This window comes from Streptomyces sp. GESEQ-35, from assembly GCF_017948485.1.
GTDB lineage: Bacteria > Actinomycetota > Actinomycetes > Streptomycetales > Streptomycetaceae > Streptomyces.
This window is the reverse complement of sequence record NZ_JAFFSX010000022.1, coordinates 87,831-111,730: the sequence shown is the minus strand read 5'-3', so window position 1 is coordinate 111,730 and position 23,900 is coordinate 87,831. Positions and strand designations below refer to the sequence as shown.

General features: G+C 70.5%; 20 protein-coding genes. 9 read left to right on the top strand and 11 right to left on the bottom strand.

The window, feature by feature from the left end; all coding sequences use genetic code 11:
* Positions 1–219 precede the first annotated feature (219 nt).
* The 4 genes from KCH87_RS33895 (at position 220) to KCH87_RS33880 (ending at position 4,992) form a co-directional block, all read left to right on the top strand.
* Positions 220–1,542: an ABC transporter substrate-binding protein gene (locus tag KCH87_RS33895; RefSeq protein WP_210591196.1), complete on the top strand. Its 1,323-nt coding sequence runs from the start codon at positions 220–222 to the stop codon at positions 1,540–1,542.
* Entirely contained in the window at positions 1,539–2,567 is a 1,029-nt protein-coding gene (locus tag KCH87_RS33890) for a carbohydrate ABC transporter permease (RefSeq protein ID WP_210591194.1), read from the top strand. Before KCH87_RS33895 ends, KCH87_RS33890 begins: the two co-directional genes overlap by 4 nt.
* Entirely contained in the window at positions 2,564–3,463 is a 900-nt protein-coding gene (locus tag KCH87_RS33885) for a carbohydrate ABC transporter permease (RefSeq protein ID WP_210591192.1), read from the top strand. Before KCH87_RS33890 ends, KCH87_RS33885 begins: the two co-directional genes overlap by 4 nt.
* A 101-nt stretch (positions 3,464–3,564) precedes the next feature.
* A complete protein-coding gene (locus KCH87_RS33880) occupies positions 3,565–4,992 on the top strand; it encodes a GH1 family beta-glucosidase (RefSeq protein ID WP_210591191.1) in 1,428 nt (475 codons plus the stop codon).
* 82 nt (positions 4,993–5,074) lie between these two features.
* Here the strand turns inward: KCH87_RS33880 and KCH87_RS33875 are convergent, their stop codons facing one another.
* From KCH87_RS33875 to KCH87_RS33840, 8 genes are all read right to left on the bottom strand, one after another.
* On the bottom strand, positions 5,075–7,069 hold the full coding sequence (locus tag KCH87_RS33875) for a beta-galactosidase (RefSeq protein WP_210591189.1): 1,995 nt from the start codon (positions 7,067–7,069) through the stop codon (positions 5,075–5,077).
* Entirely contained in the window at positions 7,063–8,379 is a 1,317-nt protein-coding gene (locus KCH87_RS33870; protein ID WP_210591187.1) for a glycoside hydrolase family 36 protein, read from the bottom strand. The genes KCH87_RS33875 and KCH87_RS33870 overlap by 7 nt, the downstream gene beginning before the upstream one ends.
* Before the next feature lie 26 nt (positions 8,380–8,405).
* Complete coding sequence (locus tag KCH87_RS33865; protein ID WP_210591185.1) at positions 8,406–9,290, bottom strand: carbohydrate ABC transporter permease; 885 nt, start codon at positions 9,288–9,290, stop codon at positions 8,406–8,408.
* Positions 9,287–10,264: a carbohydrate ABC transporter permease gene (locus KCH87_RS33860; RefSeq protein WP_210591183.1), complete on the bottom strand. Its 978-nt coding sequence runs from the start codon at positions 10,262–10,264 to the stop codon at positions 9,287–9,289. Before KCH87_RS33860 ends, KCH87_RS33865 begins: the two co-directional genes overlap by 4 nt.
* On the bottom strand, positions 10,261–11,574 hold the full coding sequence (locus tag KCH87_RS33855) for an ABC transporter substrate-binding protein (RefSeq protein ID WP_210591180.1): 1,314 nt from the start codon (positions 11,572–11,574) through the stop codon (positions 10,261–10,263). The genes KCH87_RS33860 and KCH87_RS33855 overlap by 4 nt, the downstream gene beginning before the upstream one ends.
* Before the next feature lie 243 nt (positions 11,575–11,817).
* The gene (locus KCH87_RS33850; protein ID WP_210591403.1) at positions 11,818–13,275 is read right to left on the bottom strand and encodes a cellulose binding domain-containing protein; all 1,458 of its coding nucleotides are present in this window, start codon (positions 13,273–13,275) and stop codon (positions 11,818–11,820) included.
* Positions 13,276–13,462: 187 nt separating this feature from the next.
* On the bottom strand, positions 13,463–14,839 hold the full coding sequence (locus KCH87_RS33845; RefSeq protein ID WP_210591177.1) for a HAMP domain-containing sensor histidine kinase: 1,377 nt from the start codon (positions 14,837–14,839) through the stop codon (positions 13,463–13,465).
* Positions 14,836–15,534: a response regulator transcription factor gene (locus KCH87_RS33840; RefSeq protein ID WP_210591175.1), complete on the bottom strand. Its 699-nt coding sequence runs from the start codon at positions 15,532–15,534 to the stop codon at positions 14,836–14,838. Before KCH87_RS33840 ends, KCH87_RS33845 begins: the two co-directional genes overlap by 4 nt.
* Positions 15,535–15,644: 110 nt before the next feature.
* Between KCH87_RS33840 and KCH87_RS33835 the strand changes: the two genes are divergently transcribed.
* The gene (locus tag KCH87_RS33835) at positions 15,645–16,160 is read left to right on the top strand and encodes a hypothetical protein (RefSeq protein ID WP_210591400.1); all 516 of its coding nucleotides are present in this window, start codon (positions 15,645–15,647) and stop codon (positions 16,158–16,160) included.
* Between the two features lie 107 nt (positions 16,161–16,267).
* On the opposite strand, the gene KCH87_RS33830 is transcribed toward KCH87_RS33835, so the two are convergent.
* Together KCH87_RS33830 and KCH87_RS49550 are read right to left on the bottom strand one after the other, a co-directional pair.
* Positions 16,268–17,137, bottom strand: a complete 870-nt coding sequence (locus KCH87_RS33830) for a spermidine synthase (protein ID WP_210591172.1) — start codon at positions 17,135–17,137, stop codon at positions 16,268–16,270.
* Between the two features lie 42 nt (positions 17,138–17,179).
* Positions 17,180–17,671, bottom strand: coding sequence for a hypothetical protein (locus KCH87_RS49550; protein WP_308298986.1), 492 nt, complete (start codon positions 17,669–17,671; stop codon positions 17,180–17,182).
* Between the two features lie 271 nt (positions 17,672–17,942).
* On the opposite strand from KCH87_RS49550, the gene KCH87_RS33820 reads away from it, so the two are divergent.
* Complete coding sequence (locus KCH87_RS33820; RefSeq protein ID WP_210591170.1) at positions 17,943–19,382, top strand: hypothetical protein; 1,440 nt, start codon at positions 17,943–17,945, stop codon at positions 19,380–19,382.
* 34 nt (positions 19,383–19,416) lie between these two features.
* On the opposite strand, the gene KCH87_RS33815 is transcribed toward KCH87_RS33820, so the two are convergent.
* Entirely contained in the window at positions 19,417–20,013 is a 597-nt protein-coding gene (locus KCH87_RS33815; RefSeq protein ID WP_210591167.1) for a histidine phosphatase family protein, read from the bottom strand.
* A gap of 197 nt (positions 20,014–20,210) precedes the next feature.
* Between KCH87_RS33815 and KCH87_RS33810 the strand changes: the two genes are divergently transcribed.
* From KCH87_RS33810 to KCH87_RS33800, 3 genes are read left to right on the top strand one after another with little or no spacing between them, the layout of a single operon-like run.
* A complete protein-coding gene (locus KCH87_RS33810) occupies positions 20,211–21,164 on the top strand; it encodes a phosphatase PAP2 family protein (RefSeq protein WP_210591164.1) in 954 nt (317 codons plus the stop codon).
* Positions 21,115–22,254 (top strand): hypothetical protein, encoded by a 1,140-nt coding sequence (locus KCH87_RS33805; RefSeq protein WP_210591395.1) that lies wholly within the window; start codon positions 21,115–21,117, stop codon positions 22,252–22,254. Before KCH87_RS33810 ends, KCH87_RS33805 begins: the two co-directional genes overlap by 50 nt.
* Positions 22,245–23,840 (top strand): hypothetical protein, encoded by a 1,596-nt coding sequence (locus tag KCH87_RS33800; protein WP_210591161.1) that lies wholly within the window; start codon positions 22,245–22,247, stop codon positions 23,838–23,840. Before KCH87_RS33805 ends, KCH87_RS33800 begins: the two co-directional genes overlap by 10 nt.
* The last annotated feature ends 60 nt before the right edge of the window (positions 23,841–23,900 follow it).

Genomic DNA, 23,900 nt, shown 5'->3' with positions numbered 1-23,900 from the left:
CAGTTAACAGCCCGATAACTGAACGCATCTCTCCGCGCCCGCTCCCTTGACACCCCCGCCCGGACCGACGACTCTTCAACACATCACATGTGGGAGCGCTCCCACAGTACCTGACACATAAACATCCCGCACGTTCCCCGCCCGAGCCGCAGCGAGAACCAACGGGCCCAACAGTGCAGTTGGCCGGGGGGTCGGCACGTCAGGCAACAGGAGGACGCAATGCGCACGAGTACCCGCCGGTCCCGCAGGCTGTCGGCCCTCGCGGTCGCCGCCGCGCTGACTACGGGCCTGCTGGCCGGATGCGCCGAGGACTCGGACGGCTCCGGATCGAACGAGGGCGGCGGCAACGCCGACGGCAAGACCACCCTGACCGTCGGTACGTTCGGCACCTTCGGCTACAAGCAGGCCGGCCTCTACGACGAGTACATGAAGCTCCACCCCGACATCAGCATCAAGGAGAACGTCACCACCCGGACCGACGTGTACTGGCCCAAGGTCCTCACCCGGCTACAGGCCGGATCCGGTGCCGACGACATCCAGGCGATCGAGATCATGAACGTCACCGAGGCGGTGGAGACCCAGGCCGACAAGTTCGTCGATCTCGGCAAGGAGGTCGACAAGTCCCAGTGGCTGGACTGGAAGAACGCCCAGGCCACCACCAAGGACGGCAAGCAGATCGGACTCGGCACCGATGTCGGCCCGATGGCGATCTGCTACCGCAAGGACCTGTTCGAGAAGGCCGGCCTGGAGACCGACCGCACCAAGCTCGCCGAGCAGTGGAAGGGCGACTGGGGCAAGTACGTCGACCTGGGCAAGCAGTACATGGAGAAGGCGCCCAGCGGCACCAAGTTCGTGGACTCGGCCTCCTCGGTCTACAACGCGGCCCTCGGCGGCGAGCCCGAGCGGTACTACCAAACGGACGGCACCGTCACCTGGGACAAGTCGGCGAGCGTCAAGAAGGCCTGGAACGTCGCCATGGAGGTGGCGACCAGCGACATGTCGGCGAAGCTGAAGCAGTTCGACAAGCCGTGGGACCAGGGCTACGCGAACGGCACCTTCGCCACGGTGGCCTGCCCGGCCTGGATGATCGGCTACATCCTGGAGAAGTCCGGTGACTCCGGCAAGGGCAAGTGGGACGTGGCGGCGGCCCCGACCGCGTCCAACTGGGGCGGCTCCTTCCTCGGCGTGCCGACGGCGAGCAAGAACCAGAAGGAGGCCGTCGAGCTGGCGAAGTGGCTGACCGCGCCCGAGCAGCAGGCGAAGGTCTTCGCCAAGCAGGCCAGCTTCCCGTCGACCCCGTCGGCGTACGACAGCCTGAAGCCTGCGGCCGCCACCACGGCGTACTTCTCGAACGCGCCGATCACGGAGATCTTCTCGGCCTCGGCCGAGACCATCCCGAGCCAGTACTTCGGCATCAAGGACCAGGCGATCAACACCGCGCTGACCGACGTCGGCATCCTCCAGGTCGAGCAGAAGGGCAAGTCGGCCGACGAGGGCTGGGACGCAGCCGGCAAGGAGATCAAGGACGTGCTCGGCCAGTGACCAGCTCCAAAGAGGCTCTCGCGCATCCTGCGTCGAGCGCCGAGGCCGCGTCCGGCGATGAGCCGGGCGCGGCCCGGGGCGCTCACGGTCGCGGTACGCCGCCCCCGGGCCCGGGTTCCTGGCGGAGCCGGCTGTACCGCTGGGACATGAAGGCGTCGCCGTACGCGTTCATCGCCCCCTTCTTCATCGTCTTCGGGGCTTTCTCCCTCATCCCGCTGCTCTACACGGCCTGGTATTCGCTGCACAACGTGCAGCTGTCGAACCTGGACGGCCAGACGTGGGCGGGCCTGGACAACTACCAGAACCTGCTGTCCTCGGACTTCTTCTGGAACGCCCTGTGGAACACGTTCACCATCGGTGTCATCTCGACCGTGCCGCAGCTGATGATGGCGATCGGCCTGGCGCACCTGCTCAACTACCGGCTGCGCGGTTCGACGATGTGGCGGGTCGTGATGCTCACCCCGTACGCCACCTCGGTGGCGGCGGCGACGCTGGTGTTCGTGCTGCTGTACTCCTGGGACGGCGGCGCGATCAACTGGGCGCTCGGCGGCATCGGCATCGATCCGGTCAACTGGCGTGAGTCGGACTGGGGTTCGCAGTTCGCCGTGTCGTCGATCGTGATCTGGCGGTGGACCGGCTACAACACGCTGATCTACCTCGCGGCGATGCAGGCGATCCCGTCCGACCTGTACGAGTCGGCGTCGATAGACGGCGCGAACCGCTGGCAGCAGTTCATCCATGTGACGATCCCGCAGCTGCGGCCGACGATCCTGTTCACGGTGGTCGTCTCCACGATCGGCGCGACCCAGCTCTTCGGTGAGCCCCTGCTGTTCGGCGGGGTCAGCGGCTCCAAGGGCGGCTCCGACCACCAGTACCAGACGCTCGGTCTGTACATGTACGACCAGGGCTGGATCATCGGCAACCTCGGCAAGGCGTCGGCGATCGCGTGGTCGATGTTCCTGATCCTGGTGATCGTCGCCGTGATCAACCTGGTGTTCACCCGACGTCTGAGGAAGTCCCAATGACCACAAGTGAACTGACGCGACCTCAGGCGCCGGTGAAGAGGGATGCACCACGGCGCCTGAGGATCATGGGCGCGGGCAAGCAGCGGCACGCCGGCCCGGTGACCTACGTCGTCCTGACCGTCTTCGCCCTGGTGTCGCTGGCGCCGCTGGTGTGGACGGCGATCGCCGCCTCTCGCACCGACCGGCGGCTCGCGGAGACTCCGCCGCCGCTGTGGTTCGGCGGGAACCTGTTCAAGAACATGGAGACGGCGTGGGAGGAGGGGGGTCTCGGCACGGCGATGTTCAACACGACGTTCGTCGCGGGCACGATCACCGTCTCCACGGTGCTGTTCTCCACACTCGCCGGGTTCGCCTTCGCCAAGCTGCGGTTCAGGTTCTCCGGTGTGCTGCTCCTGCTGACCATCGGCACGATGATGATCCCGCCGCAGCTGGCCGTCGTACCGCTGTATCTGTGGATGGCCGACCTGGGCTGGTCGAACCAGCTCCAGACCGTCATCCTGCCCACCCTGTGCACCGCGTTCGGCACGTTCTTCATGCGGCAGTACCTGGTGCAGGCGCTGCCGACGGAGCTGATCGAGGCGGCGCGGGTGGACGGGGCGAGCAGTCTGCGGGTCGTGTGGCACGTGGTCTTCCCGGCGGCGCGGCCCGCGATGGCCGTGCTGGGCCTGCTGACGTTCGTGTTCGCCTGGAACGACTTCCTGTGGCCGATCATCGCCCTGAACCAGGAGAACCCGACCGTGCAGGTCGCGCTGAACTCCCTCGGTACCGGCTATGTCCCGGACCAGGCGGTGATCATGGCGGGCGCGCTGCTGGGCACGCTGCCGCTGCTGATCGCCTTCCTGCTGTTCGGCAAGCAGATCGTGGGCGGCATCATGCAGGGCGCGATTAAGGGCTGACGCCCGCCCGCCGCCCAAGGGGCCGAGTCACCGCCGCCTCGGCCCCTTGTCCCCCTCCCCCTCCGTCTCCGGTCTTCCCGACCTCCAATGGGAGCGCTTCCATGCCTGAGTCCGAAACGCCCGTGACCTTTCCTCCCGCCTTCCTCTGGGGCGCCGCGACCTCCGCGTACCAGATCGAGGGGGCGGTGCGGGAGGACGGCCGCACCCCCTCGATCTGGGACACCTTCAGCCATACGCCGGGGAGGACGGCCGGCGGTGAGCACGGTGACATCGCTGTCGACCACTACCACCGCTACCGCGAGGACGTCGCGCTGATGGCGGAGCTGGGCCTGACCGCGTACCGCTTCTCGGTCTCCTGGCCGCGGGTGCAGCCGACGGGCCGCGGTCCTGCCGTCCAGCGCGGCCTGGACTTCTACCGCCGGCTGGTCGACGAACTGCTGGCGGCCGGCATCAAACCGGCCCTCACCCTCTACCACTGGGATCTGCCGCAGGAGCTGGAGGACGCGGGCGGCTGGCCGGAGCGGGACACGGCGTTCCGGTTCGCCGAGTACGCGCGGATCGTCGGCGAGGCGCTCGGTGACCGGGTGGAGCAGTGGATCACACTCAACGAGCCGTGGTGCAGCGCGTTCCTGGGCTACGGGTCGGGGGTGCACGCGCCGGGCCGCACGGACGCGGCGGCCTCGCTGAAGGCGGCCCACCATCTGAACCTGGCGCACGGACTGGGTACGTCGGCTCTGCGCTCGGCGATGCCGGCCCGCAACTCCGTGGCGGTGAGCCTCAACTCCTCGGTGGTCAGGACGGTTTCCGAGGACCCGGCCGACCTGGCGGCGGCCCGGAAGATCGACGACCTCGCCAACGGCGTCTTCCACGGTCCGATGCTCAGCGGCCGCTACCCGGAGACACTGTTCGCGGCGACGTCGTCGGTCACGGACTGGTCGTACGTCCTGGACGGCGATCTCGCCCTGATCCACCAGCCGTTGGACGCGCTGGGCCTCAACTACTACACCCCGGCGCTGGTTTCGGCGACGGAGCCGGACGCGAGCGGCCCGCGGGTGGACGGCCACGGAGCGAGCTCGTTCTCCCCCTGGCCGGGCGCGGACGACGTCGCCTTCCACCAGACCCCGGGCGAGCGCACGGAGATGGGCTGGACGATCGACCCGACCGGCCTGCACGACCTGATCATGCGCTACACGCGGGAGGCTCCGGGCCTGCCCCTGTACGTGACGGAGAACGGCGCCGCCTACGACGACAAGCCGGACCCGGACGGCCGCGTCCACGACCCCGAGCGGATCGCCTACCTCCACGGCCACCTGACCGCCGTACGCCGGGCGATCAGCGACGGCGCCGACGTCCGCGGCTACTACCTGTGGTCCCTGATGGACAACTTCGAGTGGGCGTACGGCTACGGCAAGCGCTTCGGCGCGGTCTATGTGGACTACTCGACGCTGGAGCGGACGCCGAAGTCGAGCGCGCTGTGGTACGGGGAGGCAGCGCGCACGGGGGCGTTGCCGGCCGTAGAGGGGGACTGAGCGGGGGGCGGGGCGCGGCACGTCGAGGGTCGTGCCGCGCCCCGGTCTGTTCGGTGGGGTTGCTGTCCAGTGGGGCTGTCTTCTAGTGGGGCTGCCGTACGACCGCGATCTCTCCCGGCGCCACCTCGACCGTGCCCTCCGTGACCGGCTTCCCGGTGAGGAGTTCGGTGGCGTCCGAGGGGACCGGGATCTCGGCTCCCTTTCCGGCATGGTCGATCAGGAAGAGGTAGTCGGCGTCCGTGCCGCGCCGCAGCACCGCCTCGATGCCCTCGGGGACGGCGTCCAGCACCGGCCGTACGCCTGCCTCGTCGCGGATGCGCTCCAGGAGGGCGGCGAGGGTGTCCGGGTCGGGGCGAGTGGACAGATACCAGGTCGTGCCGGTGCCGTGGGAGTTGCGGGTCACCGCCGGGACTCCCTCCAGCGGGCCGTCCGTGTACGACGCCACCGCCTCGGCGCCTTCCAGGCGGACGCGCTCCGACCACAGGGTTCCGGTCGCGTCGCCGCCGAGGCCGACCCTCTCGCCCGGCAGCAGCGGGAACAGTTCGTCCGTGCGGACGCCGAGCGCCTCCCGGAACGCGCCCGGGTAACCGCCCAGCCGTACATGGCAGTTGTGGTCGACCATCCCGCTGTGGAAGCCGACGGCCAGCGTCCCGCCGCGCTCGGCGAAGCCGGTGAGGTTGGCGGCGCCCGTGTCGTCGATCAGGTAGAGGCTGGGGGCCAGGACCAGACGGTACGAGGACAACTCCGCGTCCGGGCGTACGAAGTCCACGGCGACGCCCGCCCGCCACAGGGGCTCGTACCAGTCACGGACCAGGTCCTGGAAGCGGACCTGCTCGCTCGGCTGCGACGGCAGCTCCATCGCCCAGCGTGCGTCCCAGTCCCAGACCACGGCCACTTCCGCCGTACCCGTGCTGCCGCGCACTTCGGCCAACGCCTTGAGATCCGCGCCGAGTCGGACGACGTCCCGCCAGATCTGGCTGTCCGTCCCCGCGTGCGGCAGCATCGCCGAGTGCCACTGTTCGGCGCCCGCCCTGGCGGCCCGCCACTGGAAGTAGGCGATGCCGTCCGCACCGTGGGCGACATGGGCGAGGGCGTTGCGGCGCAACTCCCCTGGGTCCTTCGCCCTGTTGACCGGCTGCCAGTTCACCGCGCCCGTCGAGTGCTCCATCAGCAGCCAGGGGCCGCCCGCGAGGGAGCGCACCAGGTCGCCGCTGAGCGCGATGTCGATCTCCGACTCGGGGTCGGCGGACTGGAGGTAGTGGTCGTTCGAGACCACGTCCAGCTCGGGGGCCCAGCGCCAGTAGTCCAGGGCGTCGAAGTTGTACATCACCATGAAGTTGGTGGTGGCGGGGGTCGACGGGGCCGCCTCCCGCAGTACGTCCCGTTCGGCCTTGTACAGCGACAGCAGTGCGTCGCTACAGAAGCGGCGCCAGTCCAGCTGGTGGGTCGGGTTGGGGACGGCGCCCGTCGCGCGGGGCGGGATGATCTCGTCCCAGTCGTAGTACCACTGGCTCCAGAAGGCGGTGCCCCAGGCGTGGTTCAGCGCCGCCAGGTCGTCGTACTTGGCCCGCAGCCAGCCGCGGAACGCCGCCGCGCTCTCGTCGCAGTAGCACTCCGCGTTGTGGCAGCCGTACTCGTTGTGGACGTGCCACATCACCACAGCCGGGTGGTCGGCGTACCGCTCGGCCAGCGCGCCCGCGATCCGCAGCGCCGCCTCCCGGTAGGCCGGGCTCGAAGGGCAGAACGTCTGGCGGCTGCCGTACGAGAGCCTGCGGCCGTCCTTGTCGACGGGCAGCGCCTCCGGGTGGGCCTTGAAGAACCACGCCGGGGGTGCGGCCGTCGGGGTCGCCAGGTCGGCGGCGATGCCGTGCTCGTGCAGCAGACCGAGGATCCGGTCCATGCGCGAGAAGTCGTACTCGCCCTCGGACGGTTCGAGCAGCGCCCAGGAGAAGATGCCGACGCTGACCATGGTCACGCCGGCCTCGCGCATCAGGCGTACGTCCTCGGCCCAGACGTCCTCGGGCCACTGCTCGGGGTTGTAGTCGCCGCCGTAGGCGATGCCCGGGACGTTCAGCATGCGTCAACTCCGGTGAGAAGGCGGCGAGTCGTCTGCACGCCCCACTCGTCCAGCGACAGCAGCCGGTCGCTGGACGCCATCAGGCCGCCGGTCGCCTCCACGTGCGCGGCCCAGCGCTCCCGCGTCTCGACCGCCGGACGCGCCATCAGACAGTCCGGGTCGTTGATCCAGAGCCGCCCGTGCTGCCACCGTCGTCCGACGCCCGTGAACTCGGCGGCGTCCTGGCCGGGTTGGCTGTAGTCGTCGGCCTGGGGGCGGCGGTACGGGGCCGTGTCGGCGCTGACGCGCATCGCGTCGAACAGGCCGATGGAGGGGAGGATCGGGGCGCCGCAGCCCAGCAAGTACGCCTCCTCGCCGATCGCCTCACGGATGAGGGTGATGCCCTCGCGGTACGCGGTGAGTGCGTCCGCGCCGGAGTGCCGTACGCCGTCCAGGGCGCCCGCGTAGAGGAAGTCGACCTTGAAGTAGTCGTAGCCCTCGGCGCGCAGGGTGGTGAACACCTCGACCAGGTAGGCCGCGGCCTCCGGGTGCGTGGTGTCCAGGACGTACAGGTCGTGGCCCCAGTTGACGCCGGCGTTCAGGGGCGCGCCGTTCTCGTCGCGCACCAGCCAGTTGGGCTGGGTGGCGGCCAGATTGCTGCTCGGGTCCACCAGGAACGGTGCCGTCCAGATGCCCGCCCGGCGGCCCCGGGCGCGGATCGTGTCGGCGATGCCCGCGCGGGAGCGGAAGCGGCCGGAGAGGGTGAGCCAGTCGCCGAGGGCGCTCTGGTAGCCGTCGTCGATCTGGACGACGTCGATGGGCAGGTCGAGGGTGTCCATCGCACGGAGGTTCTCGTGGATGTCGTCCTCGGTGACGTTGGTGAAGTACTCGTACCAGGAGCACCAGACGGTGGGTGCCGGGCGAGGGGCCGGTGTGCCGAGGCCGTCGGCCCAGTCCGCCAGCACCGCCTGGACGGACGTCCCGGTCAGCAGCTTCACCGGCCCGTCGGCGCTGACCTCCGCGTGGTCGCCCTGGACGGTCAGCCGGATGGACGGGACCGTGTGCCGCGGGTCCGCCGCCGCCCACAGCCGGACCGGTGAGCCGTCGCCCGGGTCGAGCGCGAGCAGCCCCTCGCCCTGGAAGGTCCCGGCGGGGACGGTGACGCCGGGGCGGTAGCAGACGGTCGCCCAGTTGGCGTTGGTCGGGCGGTGGGGGGTGTCGCCGAGGGCGTAGGCGCCGCTGGGGCTCCAGGACTGCCAGCCCTCCTCGTGGACGCGGGCGGTGCGCGGGTCCACGGGGACGGTGGCGAGCGGGGTGAAGGGGGTGTGCACGGGGTTCTCTTTCGGGGAAAGGGGGGTCAGCCCTTGTTGGCGCCCAGGGTCAGGCCGCTGACGAACTGGCGCTGGAGCACGAAGTACACGATCAGCGTGGGGATCGCGGTGAGCAGGGCGCCGGCGGCGACCAGGTTGGGGTCGGTGAAGTACGCCCCGGTGAGGTTGTTGAGCGCCGAGGTGATCGGCATGTTCTCGCCGGTCGAGATCAGGACGAGGGCCCAGAAGAAGTCGTTGTAGATCCAGATGGACAACAACGTGGCCAGGGCGGCCATCGCCGGGCGGCACAGCGGCAGCACGATCTGCCAGTACTGGCGCCACACCGAGGCGCCGTCCACCAGCGCGGCCTCGGTGAGCTCGTGCGGCAGCGAGCGCATGTAGTTGCTCAGCACGAAGGCGCAGAAGCCGGACTGGAACGCGACATGGATGAGGACCAGGCCGAGCGCGGAGTCGTACAGCTTGCCGGACATGGTGATGCCGGGCAGGTCGATCAGCAGGTACATCCGGTACAGCGGGGTGATGATGACCTGCTGCGGGAGCAGGTTGCCCGCCGTGAAGACGAGCAGCAGCGCGATGTTGAGGCGGAAGTCGAAGCGGCTGACGTAGAAGGCGACCATCGAGGACAGGAACAGCGTCAACAGCACCGCCGGCACGGCGATGATCAACGTGTTGACGAAGTAGTGGCCCATGTCCGACTGCGTGAACGCGTTGGTGAAGTTGTCGAAGTTCAACGTGTCCGGCCAGGACACATATCCCTTCTCACTCGTCTCCGCGTACGGCCGCATGGCCGAGTACAGCGCCCAGAGCAGCGGCCCGAGCCAGGCCAGTGAGGCGCCCGCGAGGAAGAGGTGCAGCAGGATCCGGGCGGGGCGGACGGGCGTACGGGACTTGGTCACGACGGTGGTGCTCATGCGCGCCGCTCCTTCCGGAAGGTGGCCACCAGGTACGGAATGATCACGACGAGCGAGATCAGCAGCAGGACGACCGCGATCGCGGAGCCGTAACCGATGCGGCTGGACTCGCCGATGATGTTGTTGGTGACCAGGATCGAGAGCAACTCGGTGCCCTCGGCGCCCTTGTTGAAGACGAAGACCAGGTCGAAGGCGCGCAGGGCCTCGATGATGGTGACGACCAGGACGACGGTGTTGGTGGGGCGCAGCGTCGGGAAGATGACGTTCTTGAACGTCTGCCACTCGTTGGCGCCGTCGAGCGCGGACGCCTCCCGCAGCGACGGGTCGACGCCCTTCAGGCCGGCCAGGTAGAGGATCATCATGTAGCCGGTGTGGCGCCAGGACGCGGCGATGAGGATGGCCCAGAGGTTGAGGTCCGGGTCGCCGATCCAGTCGATGTACTTGCCCGGCTCGTTGGCCCCGATGATGCTGTTGATCAGTCCGGTGTCGGGGTTGTAGATGAGCTGCCAGACGAAGCCGATGACGGCCATCGACATGACGACGGGCAGGAAGAACGCCGTCTGGTACACCCTGCTGAACCGGATCTTCTTGTCCAGCTGCACCGCCAGGAACAGGCCGAGCGGGGTCGGGATCGCGATCAGCACCACGAACCAGATGACGTTGTGCTGGACGGCGGGCCAGAACTGCGGGTTCTGCTCGAACAGTTCCTTGAAGTTCTGGAGCCCGACCCACTGGATCGTGTCGAAGCCGATGCCGTCCCAGGTGGTGAAGGCCAGCGCGATCGAGGCGAGGGCGGTGACCCAGACGAGGGCGATGTGCAGGATCGTCGGCAGACCCGCCATGAAACCGAGGGTGATCCGGTCACGGCGGGTGAGCAGACGGCGGTGGCCGCGGTGGGCCTTGGGTGCGGGGGCAACGCCCGGAGGCGGCACGGCGGCCGCCTCCGGGATCTCCTTGGTGGTTTCGGTTGTCATGAGGAGGCGAAGATCGTCTTCTTCTGGCGCTCGATCGAGGACAGCAGACTGTCGACGCCCTTGGGGTCGCGGATGAACTTCTGCAGCGACGGCTGCATCACCGTGGAGGTGAAGTCCGGACGGCTGTCGCGGTCCATGAACTGGGTGAGGCTCTTGGCGCCGGAGATCATGTCGTACGCCTTCTTCTGAAGGGGGGTGTACGACGAGGTGTCGGCCTTGGTGGAGGCGTGGACCGCGCTCGGGTCGGACTTGAGGTAGATGGTCTCGGCGTCCGGAGTGCCCAGGTACTCCAGGAGCTTGACCGCCTCGGTCTTGTTCTTCGGGCTCTTGCTCATCATGAAGCCGTCGGTCGGCGCCTCGACGGTGTCCTGCCCGTACGCCGGGTCGATCTCCGGGAAGGCGAAGAAGTCGAGGTCTTCCAGGTCGGCCGCGTTGGTGAACTGCTGCGCCACGAAGGTGCCCAGCAGGTACATGCCCGCCTTCTTCGACACCAGGGTCTGCGCGGCGTCCTGCCAGGTACGGCCGACGGCACCCTCCTGGTGGTAGGGGAGGATCTCGGCCCACAGGTCGAAGACCTTGCGCACCTTGGCGTCGGTCCAGGACGCCTTGCCGCCCATCAGGTCGACGTGGAAGTCATAGCCGTTCTGACGGAAGTTGATCTGGTCGAAGGTGCCGAGCGCGGGCCAGGCGTCCTTGTCGCCGAAGGCGATCGGGACCAGCTTGTCCTTCTGCATCTGCTTGCACAGCGCGACGAAGTCGTCCCAGGTGGTGGGGACTTCGTAGCCGTACTGCTTGAAGACGCTCTTCCGGTAGAAGATCGCCCAGGGGTACGTGTACAGCGGCACGAAGTAGTACTTGCCGTCCTCACCCTTGCTGAGCTTCTGCATCGCCGCGGGGAAGTTGCCCCCGATGGTCTGCCACACGTCGTCGATCGGGGTGGCAAGGCCCTTGGCCGCGAAGAACTGCATCCGGTAGCCGGCGAACCAAGTGAACACGTCGTCCGGCGTGCCCTGGAGGTAGGAGTTGATCTGCTCCTGGAAGGTGTTGGAGTCCTTGGTGTTCACGTCGACCGTGATGCCGGACTTCTTCTTGTACGCCGCGTAGATGTCGGCGAACGCCTTCTTCGGCACCGCGTCCGACGCCTTCGAGCCCAGCGTGACCGTCTTCGGGTCGGCGGCCGTGCCGCTGCCGCCGCAGGCGCTGAGCAGGGGTATGCCGGCACCGAGCACGGCCGCGCCGCCTATGCCGCGCAGCAGGGTGCGCCGGCTGGGCGCGGGGAGGGCGAGACCCGAGGGGGAGAGATCATGCATGAACGGCTCCAGGGGTGAGGGTTCGGCCATGAGCGAGCCGCATCGAGTTCCGCCGTAATCACTCAGAAATCAACGTGACCGAACATGGGTGGCGTAATAACAGCCGTATGTCCTGCCATGCGTCAAGGGTTTGCCGCCCCAGTTGTCGAAACGTAATCGACATCACCGGGCACCTGTCGGGAGACGCAAAGGGGGCGCACAGCCGCCGGTGCGGCTGCGCGCCCCTGTGGGGGGTGGCCTGACCTACTGGAAGGCGGCGAACGCCTTCGAGAACGCGTGCTCGTCCTGGAGGATCGAGCTGCATGTCGCGTCGGCGGACGGCTTGGTGCCGCCCGGGCACTGCTTGTCACGGGTCGCGGACCACATCGACAGCCAGCCGAGGCCCTTGGACTTCGCGAAGTTCACCAGCTGGGTGGCGTCGTCGACCTTGAAGATCTCGGTCACGACGTCGTTGACGCCGATCATCGGGGTGACGGCGACCGTCTTCCAGGCCGCGCTGTCGGAGAGCCCGAGGACGCTCTTGACCTGGGCCTGGGTGGCGGTGGCGGCCTGCTCGGCGTAGGTGCCCATGTCGCCGCTGTACGCCGGGCCGTAGTCCATCGCCATGATGTTGACGGTGCCGATGCTGACGCCGTTCTTCTTGGCGTCGGACAGCAGGTCCACGCCGGCCTGGGTCAGGCCCTCGGGCATGACCGGGAGGGTGAAAGAGACGTCCAGGCCAGGGTGCGCCTGCTGAAGCTTGGCGATGGCCTGGGCGCGGCGGGTGTTCGCCGCCGTGTCCGGCAGCGCGCCGCCCTCGACGTCGAAGTCGACCTTGGTGAGCTTGTAGGCGTCCACGACCTTGGTGTACGCCGTCGCCAGCGCGTCGGCCGACGAGCAGGTCGTGGCCAGCTCGGAGCCGGCCGCGCCGCCGAAGGAGACCCGGACGTCGCCGCCCTTGGCCCGCAGGTCGCCGATCTGCGCGGCCACCGCGTCACTCGCCAGGTCGCTCACGCCGCCCCACTTGGGCGTGCAGCTGCCACCGTCGGTGATGAAGGCGAGGTTGTAGTTCTTCACGCCGGTGGCCGCGGCGGCGCCGACCAGGTCGAAGGCCGGGTAGAGGGAGGTGTCGACGTACGGGGCGAAACCGGCGGCGGCGGTGGTGCCGTTGCCGGAGCTCTCGGAGGGGGTGGCGGTCGGGGTCGCGGTCTCGGTCTCGGACGGCGTGGCGGTGGGCGTCGGGGTCGCCGTCGGGGTCGAGGTCTCGGTCGGGCGGCCGCTCGGCTCCGGCGTGGCGCCCTCGTCCGCGGAGCACTTCTGGTCGCCGATGAGACAGCCGGCCGGGGCGCCGGTGCCGTTCACCACGAAGCCGACGGTGACCGACTCGCCGGCCGCCAGGCCGTCCTTGTCCCAGGACGCCGGCTTCACGGTGACGTGCGAGCCGCTGACGCTCGACTCGGCGTTCCACAACGAGCCGAGTCTGCTGCCGGAGGGCAGATCGAACTCCAGCGTCCAGTCGGCGTCCCGCTCACCGCTGTTGTTCGTGACGACGTACTGCCCGGTGTAACCCGTCGACCAGTCACTGGTCCTGGTGTACGCGGCGCCGACGCCTGCCGCCTGCGCGGTCCCGGTGAACAGGATCGCGCCGCCGCCGACCACGGCCGCAGCGACCAGGCCGCCTATCACCTTGTTCCTGCTGCTGACCTTGCGCCGGTGCGCCATCGCGTGCCTGCCTTCGCTGTTCACGGGGGTGGGGTGCGGCAGCACGCTAGCGATCCGGAATCGGGCAAAGCGCCTGATCCGGGCGGGGGTTGGGGATCTTAGGGCGGGCTTAAGGATGGGATCGGGGGCGGTTAAAGGTCGAGACCAATCCCCCTTGCAACTACAACGAAAGGCGGGGGAAGGGCGTTCACTTCACGGAAGCCGAGCGCCTGCGCCGACGTACCGTCCCCCGGTGCCCCCTCCGCTCCGGCGCCCGCCCGTCCAGCTGGACCCAGATCCGCACCTCCGTGCCGCCCAGCACCGAGGAACCGATCCGTACGTCGCCGCCCGTCGACTCCGCGAGGCGCCGCACGATGTCGAGTCCGAGGCCGGTCGAGCCGGCGCTCCCCGACCCGCGCCCGCGGGCCATCGCCGCCTCGGGGTCGAGAATGCCGGGACCCGCGTCGGAGACCAGCACGATCACCGCGTCCTCGCCGTTGTGCACATCGACCGCGAAGGCCGTGCCCTCGGGAGTGTGCCGGAAGACGTTGCCCAGCAAGGCGTCCAGCGCGGCCGCCAGATCCGCCCGGGCCACGGGTATCCGCACCGGCCGGTCGACCCCGGCCACCCGCACCTTGCGCCCCTCGTCCTCGGCGAGCGCAGACCAGAACCCCATCCGCTCCCGCACCACCTCGGCCGCGTCGCACCCGCCACCGGCACCCGGCGCCGCGGTCTGCGGCTTGGCCTCCCGCGCCGTCTGGATGATCGTGTCGACCTCCCGTTCCAGCTGCGCGACGGCGGCACGGGTCTGCTCGGCGGCCGGCCCGTCCCCGAGCGAGGCGGCGTTGAGCCGGAGCACGGTGAGCGGCGTCCGCAGCCGGTGGGACAGATCGGCCGCCAACTCCCGCTCGTTCGCGAGCAGTTGTACGACCTGATCGGCCATGGAGTTGAACGCGACCGCCGCCAGCCGCAGTTCGGTCGGTCCCTCCTCCGGCACCCGGGCGCCCAGCTTCCCCTCCCCCAGTTCATGCGCACCCTCGACCAGACGCTGCGCGGGCTGCACCATCCGGACCCCCAGCCGGTCGGCGACCGCGACCGAGCCGACGACGAGCGCGACACCGACCGCGGCGAGCACGGCCCACGCCGTGTCGACGCCGTTGGTGACCTCGGACTCGGGGACGTACACCTCCACGACGGCGATCTCGCCGGAGCTGAGCGCGACCGGCTGGAGCAGCGTGGAGCCGCCGGGCACCTCCGTGGTGGAGGCGCGGCCCACCTTCCGCACGGTCGCGATGTCCTCGTCGGCGGCGCGCTGCTTGCCCAGGTCGACGGCGGTGGCGCCGTCGGCGGCCGGTATGTGCACGGCCATCCCGGAGTCCGAGCCGGCGGAGGCGACGACGCGCTCCAGCTGGTCGCGGTCGGTGGTGATGGACAGGGCCGGGGCGACGGCCGCGGCCTCCCGCTCGGCGTTGGAGAACGCGCGGTCGCGGGCCATCTCCTTGATGACGAGGCCGAGCGGCACCGCGAAGGCGACCACGACCATGGCGGTGACCGCCAGCGAGACCTTGACCAGTGCCCACCTCATGGCTCCACCCCCGGTGGCTCCAGCTTCACGCCGACCCCGCGCAGGGTGTGCAGATAGCGCGGTCGCGCCGCCGTCTCCCCCAGCTTCCGGCGCAGCCACGACAGATGGACGTCGATGGTCTGGTCGTCGCCGTACGACTGCTGCCACACCTCGGCGAGCAGCTCCTTGCGCGCCACGACGACACCGGGCCGCCCGGCCAGGAAGGCGAGCAGGTCGAACTCGCGCCGGGTCAGGTCGAGGCGTACGCCGTCCAGCTCGGCCTGTCGGCGCAGCGGATCCACGGTCAGCCCGCCGACGCGGATGACGGTGGACGGGGGCGCCTCCCCCGCCGTCGCACGGGACCGCCGTAGCACCGCGGCCATCCGGGCGGAGAGGTGGTCGACCGAGAACGGCTTGGTCAGGTAGTCGTCCGCGCCCGCGTTCAGCAGGCGGACGATCTCCGTCTCGTCGTCCCGCGCGGTGGCGATGATCACGGGGACATCGGTGATGCCGCGCAGCATCTTCAGCGCCTCTGACCCGTCCAGATCGGGCAGACCGAGGTCGAGGATGACCACGTCGAAACGGAAATGGGCGACCTCGCGCAGCGCCTCAAGCGCGGTGCCGACGCTGCGCACGGTGTGCGCGGCATCGGTCAGATGCCGGATGAGGGCCGAGCGTACGAACTGGTCGTCCTCGACCACGAGCACACTTGCCATGCGCCGCACCGTACGCCATGCGATGGACACCGGTCCGGCGCCTGTGGACAACTCCTCGCGGTGTGCATCCGGGCGACACCGGTGGGATGCGTGAGGCAGTATGGCCCGCGATGCGCAGAGGTCTCATACACGTACTGGCGTGGACGCTCGCCACGGGCGCGGCGGTCACGCTGTCGTGGTGGGGTGTCCACACGGTGATGGCGGGAACGGCCTACGACCCGCCGCGCGCCCTGCCCATTGCCTCCGGCGGTTCAACCACGCAGGAGTCGAAGCCGCTGGCCTCCTCGACAGCACGCGCCGAGCCGACGGGCAGCCCGTCGAGCACGCCGCCGTCGGCGCCGAAGCCGAGTGCGACGCCCTCGACGGCGCCGACGCAAGCCCCCAGCCCGTCCCCTACCGCCTCCGGCCGGGTCAAGAGCTACGACACCGACGGTGGGCGAGCGGTCTTCGACCTGAGTGAGACCTACGCGACGCTGGTGTCGGCGTCGCCCGCCGCGGGCTGGTCGATGCAGGTGTGGAAGACGGAGACGTGGATCCGGCTGGAGTTCGCGAAGGGGGCGGATCGGGTTTCGGTGTTCTGTACCTGGCACGACAGCGCGCCTCGGGTGGAGATCGAAAACTATTAGCTCCGCAGGTTGCGCAGTTTGCTGGGTGCGGGCCGGTGAGGGCTGGTCGCGCAGTTCCCCGCGCCCCTAGGGGGTGGTGGTGAGCCGGCGTTCAGCAGCGCCCGCGTTCAGCGGAAGACCGACGGTGGGGGTGCGGGTGACGCCACCGCTACCGCGTCTGTGACCGGTGCCGCTCCCCCGGTGAAGTCGGTCAGTGGTTTGCCGTGTTCGACTCGGCCCGGGTGTGGGTCGGAGGCGGCGCGGCGGGTGAGTTCGGGGAACGGGAGCGGGTGGTCGGAGGCGACGAGGACGGCGTTGCCGAATCGCTTGCCCCGCAGCACGGTCGGGTCGGCCATCAGCGCGAGCTCGGCGAAACAGGCGGAGGCGGTGGCGACCTGCCCCCGCAGATGGGCCAGCGGTGGCCCGTCCGCGAGATTGGCGGCGTACCACCCACCCGGCTTCAGCGCCCTGCGCACCTCGTCGAGGAACTCGGTCGAGGTCAGATGGGCGGGCGTACGGGCCCCGCTGTACACATCGGCGACGATCAGGTCGGCCCACCCGTCGGGCACCTTGGCGAGCCCCTCCCGCGCGTCCACGGACCGCACCCGGACCCGGGCCCCCGACTCCAACGGCAACTGCCGGCGCACCAGTTCCACCAGGGTGGCGTCCCGCTCGACGACCTGCTGGGTGGACCGGGGCCGGGTGGCGGCGACATAGCGCGCCAGTGTCAGCGCCCCGCCGCCGAGATGCAGGACGTGGACGGGGCCGCCGGGCGGGGCGACGAGGTCGACGACGTGACCCAGCCGCCGCTGGTACTCGAAGGAGAGGTGCAAGGGGTCGTCCAGGTCCACATGGGACTGGGGTGCCCCGTCGATGAACAACGTCCAGGCCCGCCCCCGGTCCCGGTCGGGTATGAGCTCGGCCAGCCCACCGTCGACGGCCTCGACGACAGGCGCATCGCCCGCACCCCGGCGCCGTGAGTTCCTGGACTTTCCCATTGGGCCATTATCGGGGCGCGGGGGAAGGTCGGCGCGGGCACGTCACCGACAGTTGTCCGCCGCCTCGATCAGCCGGGCCGCCTCCCCCAGCGCCGCCCGCAGCACCGCGGGGTCCGTCGCCAGGTCGGCCTCTCCCGGGGGCAGCAGCCAGTCCGAGCCCTCCACCGGCGGCTCGGGGTTCAGACACAGCCCCCGCCCGTTCGTCTCCGTGCACGTACTCCCGGGCACGTCCCATGCCGCCGCGGTCCCCGACGGCACCACGAACCCCAAGGTGTCGCACCCGTCGTCATGCAGCACCGGCCCCACCGAGTCCGCGGCGGCCCCGCGCCGCAGAATGTCGACCGCCTCCAGCCCCTGCCGGGCCGGCACCGTCACAAGATCGCACCCGTCCCCTTCGGCAGCGAACTCGGCGGCGAACGGCGTCGCACTGCTCTCCGGCGTCGGTGCATGCCCCGCCGTCGTCACCGGGGCACTCGGCACATACGGCACACACGATGCGACGCACTGGCTGGTCTCCACGCCGGCCTCCACCACGGAACCCCTCCTAGGACGAGCGGGTCGGGAGTCGGGCGGCTCCCGGTCCACTGAGTCCAACGCGTCGCCGCGTCAACGGCTACGCCGGAAGTCCGCCGCAAAGGATGGCAGTTCATGGCAGATCGTGGATGAGATATCCGGTTTGTAGCCAAACACTGCGTGGTGGCTCCGACACAGCGGGTACGTTCTTGCCCGCCGGACGCAGGGTGCCACACGGACAACCAGCCCTATATCCGGCATGGTTCGACGGTTCGCACGAGAGGACCCGGCCATGGCGTCGTCACAGATGACCCCGTCTCAGTACCCCCGGCCACCGCGGCCGAATCTCGCGTTCCGGCAGCTGCGCGGCCAGCGCTCGCCGGCCGAGTTCGCCGCGGCGGTCCGTCGGGCCGCCCGCGAGATCGGTGAGCGGGTCAGCTGCGACGCGCGCTACGTCGGTCGGGTCGAGGCGGGTGAGATCCGCTGCCCCAACTACGCATACGAACGGGTGTTCCTGCATATGTTCCCCGGTCGCACACTCACCGACCTCGGCTTTGCGCCCCGCGCATCCGTACGCGGACGCGGGGCGCGCGAACCCGACGACACGCCCCCTTCGCACACCACGAGCCCGGCGTACGGGATGGGTGAGACGGAGGGGGCACACGAGCCGTATGACCCGCAGAACCCCTACGAGACGCACGAGAACGACGAGGAGAGCGACGTGCTACGTCGCGCATTCATGACCGGCGGGGGCGCCACAGTGGCCGCCGCCCTGGGCCCCATCGGGCTCACCTTCGAGGCCGCGGCCGCACAGCGCCCGGCCCGCCGTTCCGGAGCGGGCGAGGCGGACGCTCTGGAGGAAGCCGTCCGCAGGATCCGGCTGCTCGACGACCGGCACGGCGCGGACGGCCTCTACCGGCGCGCGGCGGCCCCGCTGCGCGCCGCGTACGCCCTGCTCGACGCCGGCGCGACCCGGCAGACGACCGCCGACCGGCTGCACTCGGGCGCCGGTGAGCTGGCCATCTCGGTGGGCTGGCTGGCCCATGACTCGGGCCGGTTCGACGATGCGCGCTCGCACTACGCGGAGGCGCTCGCGACCGCCCGGTTGTCCGGCGACCCGGGGCTGGAGGCGCACGCCTTCTGCAACACGGCGTTCCTCGCGCGGGACGCGGGACGGCCGCGGGAGGCGTTGCGTGCCGCGCAGGCCGCACAGCGCGTCGCCCGCCCGCTGGGCTCCGCGCGCCTGATGTCGCTGCTCGCGCTGCGCGAGGCGGGCGGCTGGGCGGGGCTCGCCGACCGCACCGGCTGCGAACAGGCACTCGCCCGCGCACACGCCCTCTACGACCGAGGGACCTCGGACATCGACCCCGAGTGGATGAGCTTCTACGGAGAGGCCGAGCTGGAGGGCCTTGAGGCACAGTGCTGGTCCACCCTGGGCGACTGGCCCCGCGCGGCCCGCCACGCCCGGCGCGCCGCCCACCTCCAGGACCCCCACTTCACCCGCAACATCGCCCTGTACACCGCCGAACTCGCCGACGACCTGGCCCGCGGCGGCCACCCCGACGAGGCGGCCCTGGCCGGCATGCGCGTCCTGGACCTCCTGAACGAGGTCCAGTCGTCGCGCATCCAGACCATGCTGGCGGGAACGGCCCGCGTGCTGCTCCCGCACCGCCGCGCCTCGGAAGTATCGGCCTTCCTGGAGAGACACGCGTCGCTCCCGCGTACGGCATGAGCGACTGCGTACGGCGTGAGCGGCTGCGTACGCCCTACCCGCCCAGGTGCCCCAGGTCGTTCCAGCTCTCGATCGCCGGCTCGCCGTACGCCCATCCCAGCACCGACAACGACGTGGGATTGAGCCGTATCCGAGCCGCGAAATCCAGCGGCAGCCCCAGCCACCGCGCGCCGATGGACCTCAGGATGTGCCCGTGGGCGAAGACCAGCACATCCCGGTCCTCCGCCCGCGCCCACGCGACGGCCTCGTCCGCACGGGCCGTCACCTCGGCCAGGCTCTCCCCCTGCGGCACCCCGTCACGCCAGATCAGCCAGCCGGGCCGGACGGCCTGGATCTCCTGGGGCGTCATGCCCTCGTACGCGCCGTAGTCCCACTCCATGAGCACGTCCCAGGCACGCGCGCGTTCCCCGAAGCCGGCCAGTTCGCATGTCTCACGCGCGCGTGCCAGCGGGCTGGTGCGCACCTCGACGCCGGGGAGAGTGTCGTACGGCGCCCGGTGCAGCCGCTCGCCGAGCAGTTTGGCGCCGCGGCGGCCCTCCTCGAGCAGGGGGACGTCGGTCCTGCCGGTGTGTCTGCCGGACAGCGACCACTCCGTCTGTCCGTGCCGGGCCAGCAGGATGCGCGGTGCCATGGAAGACCTTTCCAGAGGGATTCCGGGAGGAATCGAGTCGGGCGTGTCCATCATCGCGCACGGTAGAAAGGGGCAACCCGCCGGGCGATCTCTGCGTCTATCAGGGCCGGGGGCGCCCCTCGGGGGCGCGCACATACACCGTAAAGTGGTACGTCCGGAGCGCCGGGCCGCGCGACGAGAAGGGGGAGGGCGATCGGATGCCGCACGCCGAAACACTGAGCACCGAGGCAGCCCCACGGACCCGGCTGCGCTGGTGGACCGAACTGCCGCTGATCCTGCTGGTGTACGCCTGCTACTCCGCGGGCCGGCTCCTCGTCGGGGGCGATGTCTCCAAAGCCGTCGACCACGGCCTGGCGATCCTGAAGATCGAGAAGGCCCTGCACCTCAACGCGGAGCATCCGCTCAACCGCCTGTTCACCCGCGAGGCCTGGATCGGCATCCCGGCCGACTTCTGGTACGCGTCGCTGCACTACGCCGTCACGCCCGCGATCCTGATCTTTCTCTTCCGGTCCCGTTCCCGGCACTACCAGGCGGCCCGCACCTGGCTGATGACGTCCACCTTCATCGGCCTGATCGGTTTCACGCTGCTGCCGACCTGCCCGCCGCGCCTGCTCGCCGACGGCCACGGCTTCGTGGACACGATGGCCCAGTACAGCTCGTACGGCTGGTGGGGCGGCGACGCGAGCGCGCCGAAGGGGCTGGGCGGCCTGACCAACCAGTACGCGGCGATGCCGAGTCTGCACTGCGGCTGGGCGCTGTGGTGCGGCGTGATCCTCTGGCGGTTCGGCGGGACGCGTCTGACCAAGGTCGCCGCCGTCGTCTACCCGCTGGTGACGACGATCGTGGTGATGGGCACCGCGAACCACTACTTCCTCGACGCGGTCGCGGGCGCGGCCGTGATGGGGGCCGGGTTCCTGCTGACGCCGTATGTGATGCGGGTCGCGAACCGGGTCCGGGTGCAGCTGGTGGCGCGGTTCGCGCCCGGCGCAGCGGGCTCTGGCGGCACACAGACCTCAGCACCGGCCTCAATTGTCAGTGGCGGATGCCAGACTTCCACGGGTGAGCGAATTCCATGGCAGCGCGAGCCACGAGCCGAGCCGAGTGCCGCCCCCCAGGACGCGGGGGACAGCGCTGCGGCACCGGCTCGCTGAGCTGCGCGGTCCCGATGTACCGGCCAAGGCGCTGGATGCCCGCGCCCTGGCCGCACTCGCCGCCAACCCGGGCTGCAAGCGGCGCGCGATCCTGGACGGCGCCGGGGTGAACAAGGCGACGCTGGCGAGCGCGCTGGGTGCACCGTCGGCCTTCGGGCAGTCGCAGTTCGCGTTCACCCGGGGCAACGCGTTCGAGGCGAAGGTCAAGGCCGACGGCGGTGCGGAGCTGCTGCGGCTGGTGCACGAAAAGCTGGACCCGGGCGCCGAACAGCCCGCACGCGCGCACGTGCCCGACCTGTCCGCGATCGGCCCCGAGGGGCGCTCCGCGCGTACCGCACTGGCACTGCGCGAGGCCGTCGAGGCCGCCGACTGGACGCTGCTCGACCATCCCATGCTCGCCCTCGACGTCGCGGGGTCACCCGCCTTCCTGGAGCCGGACGCGGTGGTCGTGCATCCGGACGGCAGCTGGACGGTCGTCGAGATCAAGTCCTTCCCGATGCTGGACGGTTCGGCGGACCCGGCGAAGGTGGGCGCAGCCGCCCGCCAGGCCGCGGTGTACGTACTGGCGCTGGAACAGGTCGCCGGCCACCTCAACCCCGCCCCGCGGGTACGCCACCGCGTGCTCCTGGTCTGCCCGAAGGACTTCTCCAACCTGCCCACCGCGTCCGCCGTCGACGTACGCAAGCAGCGCGCGGTGACCGACCGCCAGCTGGCCCGGCTCACCCGCATCCAGGACATCGCCGACACGCTCCCCGAGGACATCTGCTTCTCGCCCGAACTGCCCGCCGCCGAGCTGACGGAGGCCGTCGAGTCGGTTCCGGCGACGTACGCGCCCGAGTGCCTGTCCGCCTGCGAGCTGGCCTTCCACTGCCGCGACCGCTCCCGCGCGGCCGGCGCGGTGACCTCCCTCGGCCGCTCGATGCGGGCGGAGCTGGGCGGTCTGACGACGGTCGAGGACGTGCTCGCGGCGGCCCGCGGAACGGCCGGCGACCCGGACGACCCGGCGGTGGCGGCGCTGCGACGGGCAGCGGAGCTGCGGGCGGAGGCGCTCAACCAGCGTGCCGAGGAGGTGGCCACCCCGTGTCGCTGATCTCCACCCTCGCCCGCCTCGAAGCCGTCACCACCGGTTGCGCCCAGCCCGCCGCCACGGTCCGGCACCGGCATCTGTCCGACCGCCCTCTCGTCCTCGTGCCGCTCACCACGGCCGGTGAGGCCGGCGCCCCGCTCGGCGCACTGGTGGGCTGCGACCGGGACACGCCGCGACTGCTGGTCGTACCGCAGCCACGCGACCGTGACCTCAGGTTCGCGTTCCTCGCCGAGCTGGCGGACGTCGTGCTGCCGCACATCGACGCGTACGCCGACGCCGTCGAGGCGGCCGAGCGCACCGAGTCGGACCCCGAGACCGGCAAGCGGGTCAAGGTCGAGGTCGAACTGTGCGCGGACGCCCCGCAGTTGATCATCCCGAGCCGCGCGGGCGTCGACCTCGTACGACTGCTGGGACGCTCCATGCGCTTTCGGCGCACGGCGGAACAGGACCCGGAGACCCCGTACCCCGCACCACCCCGGGTCCCGCTGCTCGGCCGGTGGCTGACCCACTTCGCGGAGCGGGCCCGGGTGCCCGGCTCCGCACTGCTGCTCGCCATGACGGACATACTGGCCCGGCACTGGGCGACCGGCCAGTCCAGCCTCGAGGACCAGCACCTGGGCGCGCTGCTCGCCTGGATCGACCCTCCGGAGGGCGAGTCCGGAGCCGAGGCCGCGCTGCGGGCCGAGCTCGCGCGGGACGCGCAGGGCCAGCTGCTGTGCCCGCCCGCCGGTCCGGCCACCGACCCGGCGTTCGACAACAAGCTGCTCGCGCCCGCCATCGAGCGCTACGACCGTGCGCGCACCGCCCTCGCCGCCGCGGAGGACGGACTGGAGGCGGACGACCGGCTCGGTGAACTCACCACCGCCGAGCGGGAGATCCGCGACCTCGTGCTGAGCCGTACGCTGCCCACCTGGGAGGCGGTGTGGCGCGGCCTCGACCTCCTGCGAGCCCTGCCCGCCGGGGCACACGTCGAGGAGCGGTGGACGCGCGACCGCTGGTCCTTCACCGGCCATCGCGACCGGATCGTGGCCGGCGAGCCCCCGCAGCCGCGCCGCGACGACGCGGTCACCGCGGCCAACAAGCTCGCCGCACGCGAGCGCGAGCAGGCCCGTCTGGAGGCCCAGGAGGCGCTCGACGACCCGCTGGTGATGGCCGGGCGGCGGCTGTCCGGAGAGGCGTTCGCGGGCGAGGTCACGGATGTCGTCATGGCGTACAGCGAGGGCAAGCGCCCCAGCCCGCGCCCGCTGATCACGGTCCGCACGGGCGACCGGCCGCATCTCGGTGAGCGGGCGAGGGTGTACCGGTCGCTGGGCGGGAAGCCGCAGGCGGCGGAGTTCGTCGCGTACGAGGGGGACGATCTGATCGTCCTGCGGGTCGTCGACAAGATGGGCCGGGGAAAGGCGCCGGAGGAAGGATCGGTGCCGGACAAGGGCGACGCGGTCTGCTTCACGCTCTTCGAGCACGAACAGCGGGGCGGGCCCAAGCTGCCCGACCCGGAGCAGACCCCGTGGACACACGGCGGGCCGCCCGGAGAGGCGGCCGCCGTGGCCGAAATCGCCGACCCCGTGACCGCGGAGGACGTCCTTTGAACCCTCCCCCTCGCGAACGAGCGGGATTCCTGGCTCACGCCGCTCGATCGCTCAGCGAGC